Here is a 19327-nt window from a genome sequence, read left to right as displayed (position 1 = left end):
AAATTAAACTATATTATTGATTTTTATTAACTACATTACTATTATATGCAACTTTGGTAAGCATAACTAAATTTTAGGTATTCAAAATATGAGTAAAATAACCACAAATAATTCCACAAAAAAACTAAGACTTTTAAAATATTCTTTACTTGCTTCTATATCAGCAGCAGCAATAATTGCAATACCTTTTGAAGGAGTAGCAAGTAGCAAAGATACTTACCAAGATATAATGGAGTATAAGAAAGCATTAAATAGAGCTCGAAAATGTAGACCTTCAACAAAAAAAGGAAGAGAAAGCCTTAAAAGTAATGATTCAAGCCAAGATATAGAAGATTTGTATAAAAATAGCTCACCGGTACAACATTTAGAAAAAGAAAGATATACGCCAACGCCAAGAAAAAAAACATCACTAGATAACTTTAATAGTTCAGGAGATAAAACATTTGTAACAGCTAATAACACGCTTCCTTCAACTCTAAGTACTTCGTTTGATCAAATGGAGTATAAGTATATGGCTTTGAGGAAAGATGTTCAAATGAAGATGGACAAAATAGATAGTGCTATTGAACAGTCACAGGAAAATAATAAAAAGTCATTAAAACAAGCAAAAAGGAGTTTATCCAAAAAACAAAAAGCCATATTAAATGCAGCTAATATAGAAGAGCAAATAATAGAGCTAAAAAAAGCAGATAGCAGTTCAAGAGAAGAAAATAAGATAAAAGAGCTTGTTAAAGAATTAAAAAAGTCTAAGAAAAAAGTAGAAAAAGCGTATTCAGATATAGAAACGTTATTTCATAAATTAAAATTAGAGAAAGAAATAATATCATCTGGTTTTGATACATCGACTGTACAACAAGAGCCAAACTCACAAAGTGATTTTAAGCCTGCACAGGCTAGCACGTCTAAAAAACGTGGAGTATTTTCTCATGTTTTTAGTGAAGATAAAAAATTATTTCAAGATGCTGATACATCAGCAGAAGAACCAACAAAGCTTACAAAATCTCAAGAACAATTACACAGAACTAAGGCTGCTAAGCATGGTGTAGCTGATAAAAATAAAGCAACTGCGGATAAATTAAAAAGAAAAAGTTTAGAATATAAAGCACAGATAGAGCAAGATGAGAACGAAAGAATAGAAAAAATTAGAGTTGATAAAGAAGCACAAAAAACAGCACAAGAAGTACGAAAAAAACAGGCAGCTGAAGCATACGCAGCAGCAAAGAAAAAAAATAATATAGAAGAGGCATGGATACAAAAAAGTCTACTAATGGATACATTAGAAACGGAGATAGAAAAGAAAAGAGTATTATTAAATAACCAAGAGAGTGAACCGCAGGTTCAAGATAATTTAAACCAATTAGAAAGAATAAAAAAAATATTAAATCAAAAACCAGAATCTTTAGAGACTACAAGAGAAGGGATAGGACGAATAGGATCGTACGAAGATAAAACTGTAGCAGAAAATAAATTATTAAAAATAGAAAAAAAACAAGAAAAGCAAGAAGACTTAAAACTAAAAATAATAGGAGAACTGGCTAAGGAAAAGCCAAATCATAGTGATATAAAGAAATATTATGAGAAAGTAGAAAGGATTTCTGGAGAAATAAAAACTGAAATAGGACAAATTACTTTTCCACCGCAACCACCTGCTCGAGATAAAAATAACACTAATAATGTAAGCATTCCTGTAATACCTAGAGTGCAAAGGATTGTAGATAATAGCAAGTATTCAGGAGGATATTTAAAACCAAACCCGCCCTCAGTACAGGACCATATAGAAGTATTTCCAGATCCAGTTGTAAATGTGCAGCCTCAAAAAGAAGATCAGCCAAAACAACATCCTACGTTTACTCAAGCGGAAAACATACGTATGTTATCATTGATTAAAAGATATACGGAAGTAGGAGAACAAATAAAAAACCTACAAAAAACACCTAGTTCTTCTCAGCAAAAATTAATTGATACAAGTTTAGCAAGTATAAAAAAAGAGCATAAAAACTTAGACAATATAATTCAAGAATTGAATAAGTTAAGCTTAAAGCTAGTTAACAAGCCACAAAATGAAATAAGCTATAATAGGCAATTTAAGGAAAAACTTGCTGAAGCAACACAAATTGAAAGCAGAATAAATGGATACCAAGATAAGATAAAGACGAATGTAGGATTTATTGTAGCTAATAAAGAAGATACGCATATTGTTCCAAAAAATAATTTAGCTCTTTTAGGACATCAAAATATTGAGTACTCATTACGTAGAATTAATAGTGCTAAAAGTAATGGTATACAAAGTCCAGCATCATCTAATTTAGAATATTTAGCACTTGAAGAGAAAAGTAATGGTATACAAAGTCCAGCATCATCTAATTTAGAATATTTAGCACTTGAAGAGAAAAGTAATGGTATACAAAGTCCAGCATCATCTAATTTAGAATATTTAGCACTTGAAGAGAAATTTACCTCATTACGAAAATATGATGAGCTAGATGAAGAGCTTCAAAAAGTATCCACCAAAAAAAGTAATGTTGAAACACAACATCATGAATTACGCCGAAAAAGATTAGACCCTGAAAATTCACAATTACTTCAGGATTTAGCCCAGGAAGCTCTAAATTTATCAAAACAAGAATCACAGTTACAACAAGATATAGAGGATTTAGGTTCAACTCCTAGCTTTAGTAATTCATCAGATAGTGAGGTAGAAATAAAGGCTCAAGGATATAGTGCAACACCGTTAAAAAAATATGCTTCAGTTCATAGCATTAGTCATCTAGTCGGTAGTAAAGAAGACTTAAGCGTAGAATTTGAAAAATTAGTTAAAGCTGAAAGCTTAAACAATGAATCTAAGACAGATAGAGAAAATATAGACCCCAAATTTAAAACAGAATTTAAAGAAATTATGGATGGGTTTGACAGGGTAGATATAAATTCAGAACTTGAAACACTAACTGCAGCGAAAGGCTTAAACGATCAACCTAACGCAAATATTGGTACAAAAACTGAAGATGCTTCTGATCAACTATTATTATCAACTAATGAACATAGCTCCTTGGGAATAAGTAATGGTAGAGAGGATAAACCTAGTTCCTCAGGATTAAGTGATGGTGGAAAGAGTGAACATAGATTGTTAGGAGTAAGTGATGGTAGTGATGATGAGCATGGTCTTTTAGCATTAAGCGATGGTAGAGAAAGTGAAAATGATTTTTTAAAATTAAAAGATGGTGATGATAAACTTAGTTTCTTAAGGTTAAAGAGTGGCGAAAAGGATGAAGATAGCTTTTTAAAATTAATAGATAGTGATGATGATTATGATTCAGGTATAGAAGAAGATTTAGAATATAGTAAACCGCTTAAAAAGATTGATACAATTACAACTATCCCTCTTCCGCAAGCAGTAGAAGAAGTAAAAAAGAGTGTTGCAGCAATTGCTCCTACTACTAATCAACAAATTCAAACTGTTCAGAAAGTGACGAAAGATTCTATTTTTACTAGACTTGATTCTATTGCAGTAGTTAAAATTAATGAAGATAATAACGCTGCTATAGCAGCTGGTGATGAAGAGTCACCAGTTAAAAGAGGTCTATGGATGCATACTATGTACGGTGTTAATAACCAAGGTAGAGTTAATAATATTAATGGCTATAGAGGTATTAATAAAGGTGGTACTGTTGGTTTTGACGTTGAGATCGATAATAATATTATAGGTATTGCTTATAGTAACGTTCATTCAGTATTTAAGTTTAAAAATAACAATAATAATGATAAAGAAATTATTAAAAGTCATATAGTTTCTATCTATGTGCAAAAAGAATTACCGAAAAATTTTGTATTGCAAGGTTTAGTTGCTGCTTCTAAGAACTTTATTAAAAATAAAACTACTTATTTATTTAATAATACTAAATTTAAGAGTAATGTAAAACATCGTAACCATAGCTATAACGCAGAAGCTTTACTTAATTATAACTATCTGGCTAAAAATAATATAGTCATTACGCCAAATATCGGTTTAAGATACAGAAAATCACGAGATGGTGTATATAATGAAACAGGTATTAGTATTCAAGAAATAGCTCTTGCAACGAAAGAAAATAATATATTATCAGGAATTATCGGTGCTAAAACAAAAATACCTTTAAAAAATAATAATTTAGGGCTTACGCTGCATAGTTCCATAGAGCATAATTTCAATGAAAAAACTCAGAGAGTAAATAGAACTATTCAAATACAAGGTAATAAATTTACGCAAAATCATATAATACCGAAACAAGCAAAAACAGCCTATAATTTAGGTGGCGGAATTATAGGAAGTGTTAAGAACACGATTATTTCGTTGGATTATAACTATTATTTGAATAAACGTTATCATAGCCATCAAGGTAGTATTAAACTTAAAGTAAATCTATAATTTTGCTTGCAATACTTAAAAAGATATTGTATAAAACCTTTGAAGTTATTGTAATTAAAGTGCATTGTTATATTATCTGTTACCCCGTAAGGCTTGCTTAAGTGGATGTGGATATAGAGTCGTCATTGCGAGGAGATACAAAGTATCGACGTGGCAATCTTGTCAAGCATCCTCAGATTGCCACGCTCTTTTTAGTCGCTCGCAATGACGGAAAAATGGATCCACTCAGGCAACGCCTTGCGGGGATGACAAATTATAATAATATTTCTTAAAGGCCCCTTCGTCTAGCGGTTAGGACACCACCCTTTCACGGTGGGAACACGGGTTCGAGTCCCGTAGGGGTCACCATCCTTATTTCTCGATTATTCCTTACTAAAAATATTGTTGTGCGACTCAAGAGTCGTTATTGTGAAAAAGTATTATTTGCGTATATAAGTTTTCCTTTGTCATCCCGTGGTGGCTTGTTTGTGCACATCAGTTTCCCCGTCATTGCGAGGAGATACAAAGTATCGACGTGGCAATCTTGTCAAGCATCCTAAGATTGCGTACGTACAAGTTACTTCGTAATTTCCTCACACTGACGGGAAAATTGATCCATACTGCATGACACATATGTAATAAAAAACCTATATAGTTTGACTATGTAGGTTTTTTTGCTTTATAATGTACAAGATGACATTAAGAATCTTAAATAAAAAATTATGTTAAATAATATTAGAAAAACTGCCGATAGTTTTATAATGCGGGTTTTATTCGCAATGATCGTTTTTGCCTTTGTTGGCTTTGGCATTAAAGATGTATTACATGGAAGAGGTGGTAGCAATATCGTAACTTTTTCTCATGCGAAAAACATATCGCAAGAAGATTTTCTGCGGGCAAAATCTTTAGAAATTAACGCTATATCTAAACAAGTAGGAGTAAGCCTAACGGAAGAAGAAATAGCACAATTAAATATAGATAATAGAATCTTAAAAAGGCTTATTTTTGAGAATATCTTAGATTATCTAGTTAGCTATTATGATTTTGATATAAGTGACGATACTGTAAAAAATTTAGTAAAAGAATCACCAGTTTTTAAAAATGATCAAGGAATTTTCGATATAAAGCTCTTTAAAACTTATTTTAGAAATTCTTATACAGATGAAGAAAAATATTTAGTAAATTTTAAAGAAAAAGCTTTAAAAAATATTTTTGCTGGTACTTTTTTAGATAGCTTCTATGTTCCAAAAGCTATGACTGATAATATAGTAAATTATATGGCTGAAAAAAGAGAAGTAGAATTAGTGCAAATGAATCTACAAAACAAGCCAAAAGATTTACAAATTCCAGTTCCCTCTGATCAGGAATTAAAAGATTTTTATCAAAATAACAAATCTTCATTTGAAATACCTGAGAAGCGTAGCTTTTCATATATAAAAGTTACTACTGAAAACTTACAAAAGAAAATCCAAGTTACTAAAGAAGAATTATTAGAATTTTATAATGAGAATAAAGAGGAATTTGAAGAACAAAGTTTTGAGGATGTACAAAAACAATTATATGAACAAATAGAATCTCAAAAAATTGATATTCTAAATATGGAGCTTGCTAAAAACTTAGAAGATGATGTCGCAGCCGGTTCTAGCTTAGTTGAAATCGCAGAAAAATATGAGTTGCCTATTAACAATATCAATAATATAAGCTATGCCGATTTGATCGAAGACAAAATAATTGCCGAAAATGCCGATAGTATTTTTGAGCTTAGCGAGGGGGAATTATCTTATCCGATTGAGGCAGAAGATAAAAGCTATTTAGTACTTGTTGAATTAAAATCTATAAATCCAGCAAAAATACCTGAATTTGATAGTATTAAAGAACAGATAAATAGCACTTGGATAAAGCAATATCTTGCTGATCTTAATATAAAAATTATGAAAGATTTAGCAAAAGAAGACAATTTTAATACAGAAGATAACACATCAAATGCTAAAATACGTAACAAAACTTATATAAGATCAGAAATGGAAAATGATCAGATGTTAACCCCTGAAATATTATTATCCATTTTTAACACTAAAATAGGTGCTAATACTCCTGTATTTCAAGTAGGTGATGACTTATATTTTGCCCATATTAAATCTACAAATATAGATGAGCAGGTGGCTAAAAATATTAGAACTAACTCAGAAAAAAATATAGTACACACTATTAAAAATTCTATAATTGATGAATTGATTAACTATACGATCAAGCAAAACGATATGAAAGTGAAGACTATGTAAATGAGTTGTGTCACCCCGCGACTTGACCGCGGGGTCTTATGTCACAGACTGCATCCTAAGATACCGCGGTCAAGTCGCGGGGTGACAATTAGTATCCAATAACAAAACAACATATGAGCTTTAGAGATTTACCCGAGTTTTTGAAATTGTTAGAAAAAAACGGTGAATTAAAGCGTATTTCTGTTGAAGTTAAAACTGATCTAGAAATTACTGAAATCAGCAGAAGAGCATTGGAGCAAGGTGGTCCTGCTTTGCTATTTGAGAATGTTATAAAATCTAACGGCAGTAAATCTACAATACCTGTTCTAACTAATCTTTATGCTAGTATAAATCGTATTTGCATGGGGCTTAAGCTTCAGAATATTCAGGAATTAAGAGAGCTTGGAGTTTTACTCGCATTTCTTAAACAACCGCAACCACCATCATCTTTTAAAGAAACATTATCGATGTTACCGCTAGCAAAGCGTATCTTTGCTATGTCGCCTAAAACTGTTTTAAAAGCCGCTTGCCATGAGATTATTATCGACAAGCCTGATCTTAATGTATTACCAATCCAAAAATGTTGGTCTCTTGATGTTTCACCTTTAATTACTTGGTCTATAGTTGTAACTAAAGGACCAACCGATGAAAAGGTTGATAATTATAATCTCGGCATATATAGAATGCAGGTTATTTCAGAAAATAAATTATTGATGCGTTGGCTTAAGCTGCGAGGTGGTGCAGAGCATCACAAACGTTGGAAAGAATCGAAAAAAGAACCTTTCCCAGCTGCTATAGTTATTGGGGCAAATCCGGCAATAACTATGGCAGCAGTAATGCCGATACCAGAAAATATTTCGGAATATAATTTTGCTGGGTTGCTTGGTAATGAAAAAGTAGAGCTGGTAAAGTGTAAAACCATTGATTTAAAAGTTCCAGCACATAGTGAGATAGTGCTTGAGGGGTATGTTAGTCTAGATGAATATTTACCCGAAGGTCCTTTTGGCGATCATACCGGATATTACAATGATGTTGAAGAATTTCCAGTATTTACTGTAACAGCAATAACGATGAAAAAAAATCCTGTATATTTGAGTACTTATACAGGCAAACCGCCAGATGAGCCATCAATACTCGGTGAAGCATTAAATGAGATTTTTATCCCTCTTATTCAACAGCAATTTCTGGAAATTGTTGATTTTTGGCTGCCACCTGAAGGTTGTTCATATAGGGTTGCGGTAGTATCAATTAAAAAGTCTTATCCTGGTCATGCTAAAAGAATAATGCTTGGTGTTTGGTCTTATTTACGGCAATTCATGTATAGCAAATTTATTATCGTTGTTGATGATGATATCGATATTCGTAACTGGCAGGAAGTAATTTGGGCAATCTCAACAAGAGTTGATCCAAAGCGTGATACAACTTTCATAGAAAACTCCCCAATAGATTATTTAGATTTTGCCTCCCCAGAGTCAGGGCTTGGCAGCAAAATGGGAATAGATGCAACAGATAAAATATACCCTGAGACAAACAGAAAATGGGGTAAAAAAATCGAAATGGATCAGGAAGTTATCGACAAGATAAATAGTATATGGGATAGTCTAAAGATATATACTCGGTGAATTTCAAAAATTGGCTACGTCGTCTTGTAAGTCCTTCGGTGCTCACGTATTAAGTATACGCTCCGCTCCTCGGCTTACAGTCTCCTTGCTCTTTTTGAAATTGACCTTCGTATACCAACTCTTAATTTATAAGATGTATACCGGAATATACTATGTACAACATACCACACGAAACGATAATTAATAATTTCAAAGAAATAGCTGATAAATATCAAGAATTGATCATGCATTTAATGCAGGGCAAGGGTAGTATAATACCACAAAATTTAATGTCCCCCTTCGGGGATCAAAAATCCCTCGCCTTTAGGCGAAGGGAAGATATAATGAAATTGCTTTAGCAATGAATTTATATCAAGAAATATGAGAAGTTATAGAAAGAATAGTCATAGTCAGTATGATTTAAAAGTGCATCTTATATGGATACAAAAATATAGGAAGAGAATATTGATAGGCAAAGTATCGGAAAGGACTAGAGATTTACTGAGGCAGATTTGTATGGAACATGAAGTACATATAATTTCAGGGAAAATATCATGTGATCACGTACATATATTTATCTCATATAAGCCGCAAATATCTCTTAGCAAGTTAGTACAGTATTTAAAAGGCATTAGCTCAAGAATTTTATTGCAAGAATTTACTCATTTACGAAAACAATTTTGGGGCAATCATTTGTGGGCTAGGGGCTATATGGCAGTCAGTTCAGGTAATATAACTGATGAAATGATACAGCACTATATTGATGAACAGGAAGGTGAACCTGTGAATGATGATCGATTTCTAATCGATTCCACTTTATAACCCCTCAGCTTATAGCTGAGGGTTGTTTAGTGGAAAATAATTTTCAAGTTTTCCTTATTTCATGGGTTAATCCGGATTCATCTTTAGCAGAAAAAGACTTTGATGATTACTTACAAGATGGGATTTTAGCCCCTATTGAATATATTAGAAAGCTTGGCTTTAAAAAAATTGACTTCGTTGGATATTGCATGGGCGGAACATTTCTTGCCATTATTCTTGCTTATTTAAAAGTAAAAAAACTAGATTGCACTAATAGTGCTACGTTCTTTACCACCCTGCTTGATTATACTAGTCCTGGTGAGCTTGGAGTATTTTTTAATGAAAATACGATGAAGTATATTAAAGAGGATATGGATTTGAAAGGATATTTTGATGGAAAATATTTATCAAATACCTTTAGTTTACTAAGAGCTAATGATTTAATTTGGACATTTTTTGTAAATAATTATTTACTTGGCAAAAATCCTATGCCTTTTGATTTGTTATATTGGAATGCTGATTCTACAAATTTACCGGCAAGAATGTATCAAGAATATTTACAAAATACCTATTATAATAATTTACTAAAAGAGCCTAATACTTTAGAGGTATTGGGAACTAAGATAGATCTTAGTAAAGTTGATTGTGATTCTTTTTTTGTGGCAGCTAAGGAAGATCATATCGCACCTTGGCGTTCAATATATGATGGAATGAAATTAATAAATGGTAATAAGATTTTTTGCTTAACTGATTCAGGGCATGTAGCAGGAGTTATTAATCCTCCAAAAACTACTAAATATAATTATAGACTTAATGAGGATTTAAGTTTAAATAGTAGAGAATGGCTTTTAAAAGCTACGGAACATAAAGGCTCATGGTGGGATTGCTGGCTTAATTGGCTTATCAAAAGTAATGCTGAACTAGTAAAATCTTTAGATTATTAAAATTTAATATCAATTGAAGAAGCACCAGGAAGTTACGTTAAAAAATAAAAAAGTTTGTGAAGAGAAAAAATAAAAAATTTACGGAAATATTTATTGCCTTTATTTTAGGCATAGCAATAGGTGTTCTAGGATATTCAGATTATGGAACTGACCTAATAAATCAGTTCAAAATATCACATACACCGCCTCCAAAAATAAAGCATTACAATATTTCGCAGCTTTCTAGAAGTAAAGTTAGTACATGTTTTACTCCCCCATCAGGTTGTACTAAATTTATAGCAGATCAAATTGATACGGCTAGAGAGTCTATTTATATGCATGCATATGGCATGAGCGATTCATTGATTACTGCCGCTTTAATTGATGCTCAAGCACGTGGTGTACAAGTGAAAATCTTACTGGATCGTAGTAATTTAAAGCAAAAATTTTCTAAGTTACACGAATTACAACGAGCAAAAATTGAGGTAGGTATAGATAAAGTTCCGGGTATTGCTCATAATAAAGTTATAATTATCGATAAAAGGAAAGTAATAACCGGTTCATTTAATTTTACTGCTGCTGCTGATAAACGTAATGCAGAAAATGTAATCGTTATAGAAGATGCTGAGCTTGCAGACTCTTATCTACAAAACTGGCTTAGTAGGAAAGCAAGGAATGGATAATCCGTCATTGCGAGAAGCGTAGTGACGAAGCAATCTTAGAAGTTATTTCTATTTCCTGAGATTACCGTGCCACTTTCAGTGGCTCGCAATGAGAGTCTATCATATATTTTGTGTAAGTTGTAAAGCAACAGAGAAAGAAATACTGTTAAAATACAACTAGAACAAAGGTAAAAAATATGGCTAAGAAAATAGAAGCTGGTGTTAGAAGTGCAGATATAAATACTAAGTTAGTAGAGGAAATATTATCCCAATCTAATCCTAAAGAGTTATTTGGAAAGGATGGATTGTTTCAGCAATTAAAGAAGAGGTTAGTAGAGAGAATACTAGAGGACGAGCTAAGTCATGAATTAGGTTATTCGAGGCATAGCAAGGCATCAAAGCAAGATAGCAATCGTCGTAATGGTACGAGCGAAAAGACAGTAATAGATGACAGTGGTCAAAAGATAGTACTTGATATTCCAAGAGATAGAGACAATAGTTTTGAGCCTCAATTAATTCCTAAGGGAGTTAGAAGATTCACTGGATTTGATGATAGCGTTATTTCACTTTATGCAAGAGGTATGACCATGAGTGAGATTCAATCCCATTTAGAGGAAATGTATCATACAGAAGTATCTAAGGAGCTTATCTCGACTATTACAGATGGAGTTATGGAAGAGGTAATAAGATGGCAAGCCCGAGCATTAGATAGAATATACCAAATTGTATATTTAGATTGCATCATGGTAAAAGCAAGAGATAATAATATAGTTATAAATAAGGCTGTTTACCTTGTTATTGGTATAAATATAGAAGGCAAGAAAGAGCTTTTGGGTATTTGGATTAGCAAGAATGAGGGTTCAAAGTTTTGGATACAGGTTGTAAGCGAATTAAAGAACCGAGGTGTAGAACAAATTTATGTAGCATGTGTTGACGGTCTTAAAGGTTTTAGAGATGCAATAAACAGTGTTTTCCTAAATACCATAGTACAACTTTGTATAGTACATATGGTACGTAATTCTTTAAAGTACGTTTCTTACAAAAATCTTAAAGAAGTAGCAGCTGACTTAAAACAAATCTATACAGCAAATAATGAGAATATGGCTAATTTAGCATTAGAAGAGTTTGCTAAAAAATGGGATAGTAAATACCCAGTTATTTCTGATATATGGATATGTAATTGGAGTGGTATAGTACCTTTCTTTGCGTTCCCTAAAGAGATTAGAAAGGTAATCTATACTACCAATACGATAGAATCGGTAAATAGACAAATGGGTCTGTCAGATTTTTTGTGTAAGTACGATTTCTCCATTTGCCCAATTTTGTAAATTAGTATCACAAAGTATAGCAAATTGATTTAAAGCCATCGCCCAATTCTTAATAGGCATTGTCCATTTTTTAGAGGCATTTGTCAACGCCAAAAAGATTATTTTCTGAATCGATTTGTCATCTGGAAATACTCCTTTATTTTTAATAATTTTACGAATTTGACGGTTAGTGGATTCAATAGCATTAGTAGTGTAAATCGCCTTCCTAATGTCTTCCGGAAAGCTAAAAAATGGAGCTATGCCAGACCAATTTCGTTGCCATATGTCAAAAATAACTGGATATTTTTCATCCCATTTTTTGGCAAAGTTTTGTAATTCTCTTAATCCCTCTGCTTCATTTATTGCAGAATAAACTGCTTTTAAATCAGCTGTTACCGCTTTTAGATCTTTGTATGATACGTATTTTACAGAATTTCTTACCATATGAACAATACACAACTGCACTATCGTCTTTGGAAAAATGCTATTTATCGCCTCTGGAAAACCCTTAAGACCATCAACACATGCAACATATATTTGTGCAACTCCTCGATTCTTCAGTTCTGTTACTACCTGCATCCAAAATTTACACCCTTCATTCTTGCCTATCCAAATTCCTAATAGCTCTTTCTTGCCCTCCATATTCACTCCAATAGCTAGATAAACCGCTTTATTTATTATTACATGATTATCTCTTGCCTTAACATGAATACAATCTAAGTACATTATAGGATATACATTATCAAGTGCTCTATTCTGCCAAGCAGTTACTTCCTCTAAAATACCATCAGTTACCTTTGATATTAACTCAGATGATACCTTGGTGGCATATAGTTCTTCTAAGTGCCCTTGTATTTCCCTAATGGTCATTCCCCGAGCATATAAGGATATTACTTTATCATCAAATCCTTCAAATTTACGCACTCCTTTTGGAATTAGTTGAGGTTCAAATTCTCCATCCCGATCCCTTGGCACTTCTACTGTCAATTTACGACCTTCTGGATCTATTAGAGTCTTTTCATAATTACCATTACGTCTGTTATCTGAGTATTTCTCATTTTTAGAATGTTTCTCATAACCTATATGAGATTCCATTTCTTTCTCTAAAATCTTATTTACTATCTGCTTTTTAATTCCCTGAAATATCCCTTCTTTACCAAATATTTCAGATGGATCACTTTGTGATAGTATTTCTGATACTAATTTTTCTATAGCTGGATTTGATACTTTGTTATTGTTCTTCATATTAGCTCCATGTAAGTTGTTTATGTTATTTTTATTCTTAACTATTTTTACAACTTACACAAACTTCCTGACACCCTCTTTAAATATGAATTATTAGAAAATGATTTTTAACAATTTACACAAAAATTATGATTGACTCAGCACGTTTTAATCTATCGTTAATAGCAACACCTATATTTATTGAAGGTATGGGAGCAACCGCTATATGTTCCATATTATGAGCAGCAGCATAATCGTCTAATAATCTCAAATATGCATAAAGATTGGCTGCTGCTTCTGCAAGGTCACCTTTACTGCTTAAGTTTAATGAATATTCCCCTTTAAGATTGCTATCACCGAAATTTAATCCAATTTCTTTATCATTTAAGCTTATAGCATTTAATCTAATCGGTACTGTCGGAGAATAATGTTTCTCAAGCATTCCTGGAGCTTTAATATTAATATTTTTTGATGCTTTACCAATTTTGATATCAAGTGCTGCTTCTAACACTTCGGCAGTGATAAATCCCTCTCTAAGAATAGTAGGTGTGTCAGTCGTAGTATCAATGATAGTTGATTCTAAACCATATTTAGATTGATAATGTTTGTCTGTTAGAATAAAAATTTCTTCATTATCATTAAAATGCTTTGTAACATGATCTAGCCTAGTCGGGCTTATATAATTTGAAGGATTAGCACTTGGAGCAGCTATTGGCTTTCCGAATTGTTTAATAAGTTCCAATGCTAATGGGTGGGATGGTATACGAATCGCTATAGTTTTAAGTCCTGCCATAACTGCTGGTGCAATATTTGCATTTTCTTTTAACGGAACAACTATAGACAAAGGACCAGACCAAAATTTTTCTGCTATTTTTTTGGCTATGTAATTAAACTTACCGATTTCTTTTGCCTGCTCTATAGATGAGACATGCACAATAAGCGGGTTGATAGCAGGGCGATTTTTAAATTGAAAGATTTTTAAGCATGCTTCTTGATTAGTAGCATCTGCTCCTATTCCATATACAGTTTCGGTCGGAAAAACTACGACTTTACCGGAGGTTATAAATTTAACTGCTTGTTTTATCATAAGCGGTTAAATTTAGCGATCTTATGAAATAATTTGCAAACATCTTGTAATATTAACAACCGATTTTTGGCAATTTTTGGGTCACTATCATTAACAAGTACATTATCAAAAAAGCTAGTAATCGGAGTTAATAGAGTCTGCAATAAATTTAATGCCTTATCATAATCCTTATCGACAATTTGTAGTGAAAGCTTTTGAGTTACTTCAAATAATTCTTTTTCAGGTTGAGTACTAAATAGATTAGGCTCAACAGCTCCATCAATATTTTGGCTCTCAATTATGTTACTTGCTCGTTTATAAGCATTTAATAATTGCTTTCCGTCTTCTTTTTCTAAAAACTCTTTCAACGCATCAAGCTTAAATTTTATATTTGCTAAATTTAAATCAAGAACAGCATTAATTAGCGAAATATCATATTCATTTTTAAAATAAAATTTTGCTCTTTCTTCAAAGAACGATATTATTAAATCCCTATCTTTAACAGATGAATCCTTATATAGCTTCAAGGAAAAATCAATTAGATTGCTTAAATTCAGCTCTAATTTATTCTCAATTATTATTCTTATTATGCCTAATACCTGACGTCTTAACGCATATGGATCACCGGAACCTGTTGGGGCTTCACCAGCTATCATTAGACCTACTAAACTGTCTAATTTATCCGCAATCGCAAGCAAAGCAGCATTACCAACCGGTACGCTATCACTCAAACCTTGCGGCTTATAATGATCTCTGATTGCTACAGCTATTTCTTCATTTAGCTTTTCATGTTTTGCATAGTAATAACCCATAATACCTTGTAGCTCGGGGAATTCTCCAACCATTTCAGAAACAAGATCACTTTTGCAAAGTTTAGCTGCCGTAATTAAATCCTTATTATCAGGATCGATATATTTACAAATATTAGTAATACGCTCTACTTTTTCCTTTAAACTACCAAGCTTTGTGTGAAATGTTACAGCTGCAAGCTTTTCTAAATTTGCTTCTAAAGTTTTAGATATATCTTGTTTGTAAAAATATAAAGCATCAGAAAGCCTTGCAGATAATACTTTTTCATTACCTTGCACAACTAACGTGCTATTGGCAAACTGTCCATTACTAACAAAAAGGAAATATGGAGCAAAATTTCCTGATCTATCAAATAAACAAAAATATTTCTGATGAGTACGCATCGAAGAAATTAGCACTTCTTTAGGCAACTCTAAAAACTTTTGCGGTATTGCCCCGCATAATACTACCGGAAATTCACTAAGCCCTGCTACTTCTTCGACTAATCTTAAATCTTCTTTTATAGTTAAATTATGAGTATTTGCTTGCTCTAATAAACCAGTTTTAATTATTTCTTCTCGCTTCAATCTTTCTAAAATTACATGATTTTCTGTGAGTTTAGTTTTATAATCTTCAAAATTTTCTACTTCTATTTTTTTATTATCAGTAAGACGATGCCCGAATGTAATATTGTTGGCTGTTAAATGACCGAACTGCAACGGTAATATTTTGCCGTCAAATATACATAAAATATTTCGTAGCGGTCTAATCCATTTTATATTGTAATTTCCCCAAAACATAGATTTTGCCCAGCTATATTTATTAATAGCTTCCACGATAATTTCAGGTAAAATTTCTTTTATTTGTTTTTCTTCTACTTTTTTAATGTAGAAATAATATAATTGGTTATTAATTAACTTAGTTGAAAGCTCTAATTTGCTAACGTTATGAGCTTTACAAAAGCCACTAATTGCAGCTTCTGGTGCTTCCGTACTTGGTCCTTTAATTTCTATTGCTTTTGGTAACGTTACTTTCGGCAAATGTGTAGCATATAGCGTTATCCTGCGAGATCCTGAAAATACTTGTATTTTTGCAAAAATTTCATTTTCTTCAAAAATCTTCGTAAATATATTTAAATAACCCTCTTCAGCATCTTTTTGCATAAAAGCCGGTATTTCTTCGCTAAATAGCTCTAATAATAATTCACTCACCGTTTAACTCCAACCATTTCATACAACAAATTTTAGCTAAATGACGCACTCTTAACACATATGAAGCACGCTCCGTTACACTAATTACTCCACGTGAATTCAATAAATTAAAATAATGGCTTGCTTTTACACACTTATGATAAGCAACTAAAGGCACATTTTTATTTACTAACCGCACGCATTGTTCTTCGCTGTCTTTAAAATGTCTTAACAAAATTTCGCTATCAGCAAGCTCTAAATTATATTTTGAAAATTGTCGTTCAGCTTCAAAATCAACTTCGCCGTATTTTAGAGCTTTTTCACCTACTTGACCGTTCCAATCAAGCTCTTTTACTTCGTCGATTCCTTGGATATATAAAGCAAGACGCTCTAAACCATATGTGATTTCACCGGCAACTGGTTTACATTCTATACCGCCAATTTGCTGCATATAAGTGAACTGCGACACTTCCATACCGTCACACCATATTTCCCAGCCAAGCCCTGCAGCTCCTAGCGTCGGTGATTTCCAATCATCTTCAACAAACCTAATATCGTGAGCTTTTAAATCTATCCCTAAGCATTCCAAACTTTTAAGATATAGCTCCTGAATATTGTCGGGTGAGGGCTTTAAGATAACTTGAAATTGGTAATAATGCTGCATTCTATTAGGATGCATGCCATATCTGCTATCCCCAGGTCTTCTTGACGGCTGCACGTAAGCGACAGACCAAGGCTTGGACCCGAGACAACGAAGTACTGTTGCAGGGTGAAACGTACCAGCTCCAACATGGGCATCGTAAGGCTGCAAAATCGCACATCCATAATCCTGCCAATAATTCTGCAAGGTTAGTATAATTTGCTGAAATGATAGTTTTTTCATAAGGCGTTGTTATCGGGAAAGAAAATTTTGATCAATTAAAAGGATCGAATATTTTAATGTTAAACATATTATAATGCTTGGTATTTCTAGTAACTAATATCATATTATGTTGTTTTGCTTGTGCTGCTATTAAAGTATCGATTGGATTAGTACCGTCTATACTTATTAATTCTCCCCATTCTTCACATATTTCTCTGTCAATATCAAGAATTCTTTTATCATAATCTATTACTATTCCTTCTAACCATTTTTCTAATTTTAGACTTGCTACTTTATCTTTTTTTGCTAATTTTGATATACCTTTTCTTATTTCACCTTATAGTTATACAGCTTATATGTAATTGACTAGTGTGAATACTTAAAAACCACTGTACTACCTTACTATCAGGATTCTTTTTATATAATTCCGATATAGCGTTAGTATCTATTAAATATTTCATAACTCGAAATCTCTTGCCTTTCCTTGCACTCTTTGGAGATCTAATTTATTAAAATCAGGAGCACTCAATAAATACTCGCTAAAACTAAGTTTTTGTTTAGTAAGTTGTTTATAGTCTTTCATACTAATAACTACAACTGCTTCTTCTCCCCTTTTTGTAATACATTGAGGTGTACCTTGCATTGCTGTATCAACAATATTACTTAGCTTATTTTTTGCTTCGTGCAATTGCCATTTATTCATATTTAAGCTCCTACATGTCTAGATTAGCTAGATTATTATAACATAGATTATTTGTTTATGTAAATAGGTTTATAGGGCTTATGTGGTATCGTCATTGTGAAAGAGTGGGGCAACCCAAAACTTTTGGGTTGCCAAATTGATGCTATGACAGGAAGTAAATAAAAATTATTACATAGCAGTAATGCGTTGCTCTTCTGATTCTAATAATTTTTCTAATTCTTTTCTGTTATATTTTTTCTCTTTGAGATTTACCGCATTATCAAAAATATGTTGTACCGCTTTTTCTTCTAACGCAGGTCCTTTAAGCTGCTCAAAAGCTCTAGGGTTATTTTTATCAAACAATATATTTTCTTGACCAGGAAAGCTACGTGCTTGCTGCATAATAATTCTGCGAAGATCATCAGGCTCTACTTGTAAATTTTTATCTTTTGCATATTCTGCAAGCATTAACCCAATTCTAACACGACGTAATGCTAATTTATCATAGTATTCTTTTACTTGTTCTGGTGATTTATCTTTGAATACAGAATCATCTTGCTCGCTTTTGTCAGTTTCAGACTTTAAGATATTTTTTTCTTGATCTAATAAAGATTCAGGCACGTCAAAATCTAACAATTTTTCTAGTTGATCAAATAAATTCATTTTCATAATAGTAGAAATAGCTTCTTCCGACTCATTTTCTATTTTTTTGGTAAAGTGAGTGCGTAGCTCTTCAAGGCTATTGCTTTGGAATTTTTTAGCAAACTCATCATCAATGACTGTAGGTTCTGCAGTATGAACAGCTTTAACTTGGACTACAAAATGAGCATCCTTACCAGCTAAATCTTTAGCATGATAATTTTCAGGGAAAGTTACATTAACTTCTACTTCACTACCAGCTTTAGAACCTATTAATTGCTTTTCAAAATCAGGAATAAGTGCATTACTACCAATAACTACTTTAAAATCCGTAAGTTTGCCACCCTCAAAAGCCTCATCTTTAACATAACCAACTGCATCCATGGTAATTTGATCACCATCTTTAGCTTTTGCTTTACTTTCTTTGGTATAACTTTTCATCATTTCCGCAAGCTTTTTGAGTTGTTCTTCAACATCATCAGGACTTACTTCTAATTTCGGACGATTTATAGATATTTTCTTTAAATCTGGAATATCAATTTTAGGCAATAATTTCATTTTTATTGTAAATTCTAAAGGCTTATTAGGTTCGTTTTGCAAATCATCAATTTTTGGTCTGCCGATAATATTTAAATTATGCTCCTTAATAACATGATTTACTGAATCATTAATTCTTTTTTCTATTATATCATTTCTGACAGAAGCACCATATTTTTTCTCAACAATTGCAATAGGTACTTTACCAGCTCTAAAACCTGCTATTTTGACCTTTTTTGTTAAGTCGACCAGCTCTTTTTGAATATCATTATCTATTTCACTTAAAGGAGTTGAAATTTTAATATGAAAATCTAGCCCTTCGTTTTTTAATATGGTAGTTGCCATTTGTAATAATCCGTTATTTATAAATAATTCAGCATATTAGTTTGCTAATCAAAATAA

13 protein-coding genes, 1 tRNA gene and 2 pseudogenes are annotated in these 19327 nt (G+C 32.3%); 9 read left to right on the top strand and 7 right to left on the bottom strand.

Annotation, left to right across the window (positions count from 1 at the left end; genetic code table 11):
• The first annotated feature begins 88 nt into the window (after positions 1–88).
• The 9 genes and pseudogenes from BA173_RS04050 to BA173_RS04005 all read left to right on the top strand — a co-directional run bounded on the left by BA173_RS04050 (position 89) and on the right by BA173_RS04005 (position 11957).
• Positions 89–4402: an autotransporter outer membrane beta-barrel domain-containing protein gene (locus BA173_RS04050; protein WP_095568296.1), complete on the top strand. Its 4314-nt coding sequence runs from the start codon at positions 89–91 to the stop codon at positions 4400–4402.
• A gap of 273 nt (positions 4403–4675) precedes the next feature.
• Positions 4676–4750: transfer RNA gene (locus BA173_RS04045), tRNA-Glu, on the top strand.
• A 353-nt stretch (positions 4751–5103) separates the two neighbouring features.
• Positions 5104–6663, top strand: coding sequence for a SurA N-terminal domain-containing protein (locus BA173_RS04040; protein ID WP_016948474.1), 1560 nt, complete (start codon positions 5104–5106; stop codon positions 6661–6663).
• A gap of 113 nt (positions 6664–6776) precedes the next feature.
• The gene (locus BA173_RS04035) at positions 6777–8264 is read left to right on the top strand and encodes a UbiD family decarboxylase (RefSeq protein ID WP_016948475.1); all 1488 of its coding nucleotides are present in this window, start codon (positions 6777–6779) and stop codon (positions 8262–8264) included.
• A gap of 152 nt (positions 8265–8416) precedes the next feature.
• Positions 8417–8536: pseudogene (locus BA173_RS08900) on the top strand (poly(3-hydroxyalkanoate) synthetase); the annotation flags it as partial.
• 88 nt (positions 8537–8624) lie between these two features.
• The gene (gene tnpA / locus BA173_RS04020; RefSeq protein WP_095568295.1) at positions 8625–9065 is read left to right on the top strand and encodes an IS200/IS605 family transposase; all 441 of its coding nucleotides are present in this window, start codon (positions 8625–8627) and stop codon (positions 9063–9065) included.
• A gap of 29 nt (positions 9066–9094) precedes the next feature.
• Positions 9095–9988, top strand: coding sequence for a PHA/PHB synthase family protein (locus BA173_RS04015; RefSeq protein WP_198387177.1), 894 nt, complete (start codon positions 9095–9097; stop codon positions 9986–9988).
• Between the two features lie 56 nt (positions 9989–10044).
• Complete coding sequence (locus BA173_RS04010; protein ID WP_016948477.1) at positions 10045–10650, top strand: phospholipase D family protein; 606 nt, start codon at positions 10045–10047, stop codon at positions 10648–10650.
• A 176-nt stretch (positions 10651–10826) separates the two neighbouring features.
• Entirely contained in the window at positions 10827–11957 is a 1131-nt protein-coding gene (locus tag BA173_RS04005) for an IS256 family transposase (RefSeq protein WP_095568294.1), read from the top strand.
• Here BA173_RS04005 and BA173_RS04000 read toward each other — a convergent pair.
• From BA173_RS04000 to tig, 7 genes and pseudogenes are all read right to left on the bottom strand, one after another.
• Positions 11910–13181, bottom strand: a complete 1272-nt coding sequence (locus tag BA173_RS04000; RefSeq protein ID WP_068042377.1) for an IS256 family transposase — start codon at positions 13179–13181, stop codon at positions 11910–11912. The genes BA173_RS04005 and BA173_RS04000 overlap by 48 nt on opposite strands.
• A 115-nt stretch (positions 13182–13296) precedes the next feature.
• On the bottom strand, positions 13297–14247 hold the full coding sequence (locus tag BA173_RS03995) for an L-threonylcarbamoyladenylate synthase (RefSeq protein ID WP_068041871.1): 951 nt from the start codon (positions 14245–14247) through the stop codon (positions 13297–13299).
• The gene (glyS, locus tag BA173_RS03990; protein WP_068041874.1) at positions 14244–16226 is read right to left on the bottom strand and encodes a glycine--tRNA ligase subunit beta; all 1983 of its coding nucleotides are present in this window, start codon (positions 16224–16226) and stop codon (positions 14244–14246) included. Before glyS ends, BA173_RS03995 begins: the two co-directional genes overlap by 4 nt.
• Positions 16219–17088: a glycine--tRNA ligase subunit alpha gene (locus BA173_RS03985; protein WP_068041878.1), complete on the bottom strand. Its 870-nt coding sequence runs from the start codon at positions 17086–17088 to the stop codon at positions 16219–16221. Before BA173_RS03985 ends, glyS begins: the two co-directional genes overlap by 8 nt.
• A gap of 31 nt (positions 17089–17119) precedes the next feature.
• Positions 17120–17528, bottom strand: a pseudogene (locus BA173_RS03980) (type II toxin-antitoxin system VapC family toxin).
• Positions 17525–17770, bottom strand: coding sequence for a type II toxin-antitoxin system Phd/YefM family antitoxin (locus BA173_RS03975; RefSeq protein WP_016948643.1), 246 nt, complete (start codon positions 17768–17770; stop codon positions 17525–17527). The pseudogene BA173_RS03980 and the gene BA173_RS03975 overlap by 4 nt, the downstream one beginning before the upstream one ends.
• 168 nt (positions 17771–17938) lie before the next feature.
• The gene (tig, locus tag BA173_RS03970) at positions 17939–19270 is read right to left on the bottom strand and encodes a trigger factor (RefSeq protein ID WP_016948642.1); all 1332 of its coding nucleotides are present in this window, start codon (positions 19268–19270) and stop codon (positions 17939–17941) included.
• Positions 19271–19327 lie beyond the last annotated feature (57 nt).

Origin of the sequence: Rickettsia sp. MEAM1 (Bemisia tabaci), from assembly GCF_002285905.1 — a bacterium.
GTDB lineage: Bacteria > Pseudomonadota > Alphaproteobacteria > Rickettsiales > Rickettsiaceae > Rickettsia.
The sequence above is the reverse complement of the archived record's forward strand: the minus strand, read 5'-3'. Positions and strand labels throughout refer to the sequence as shown.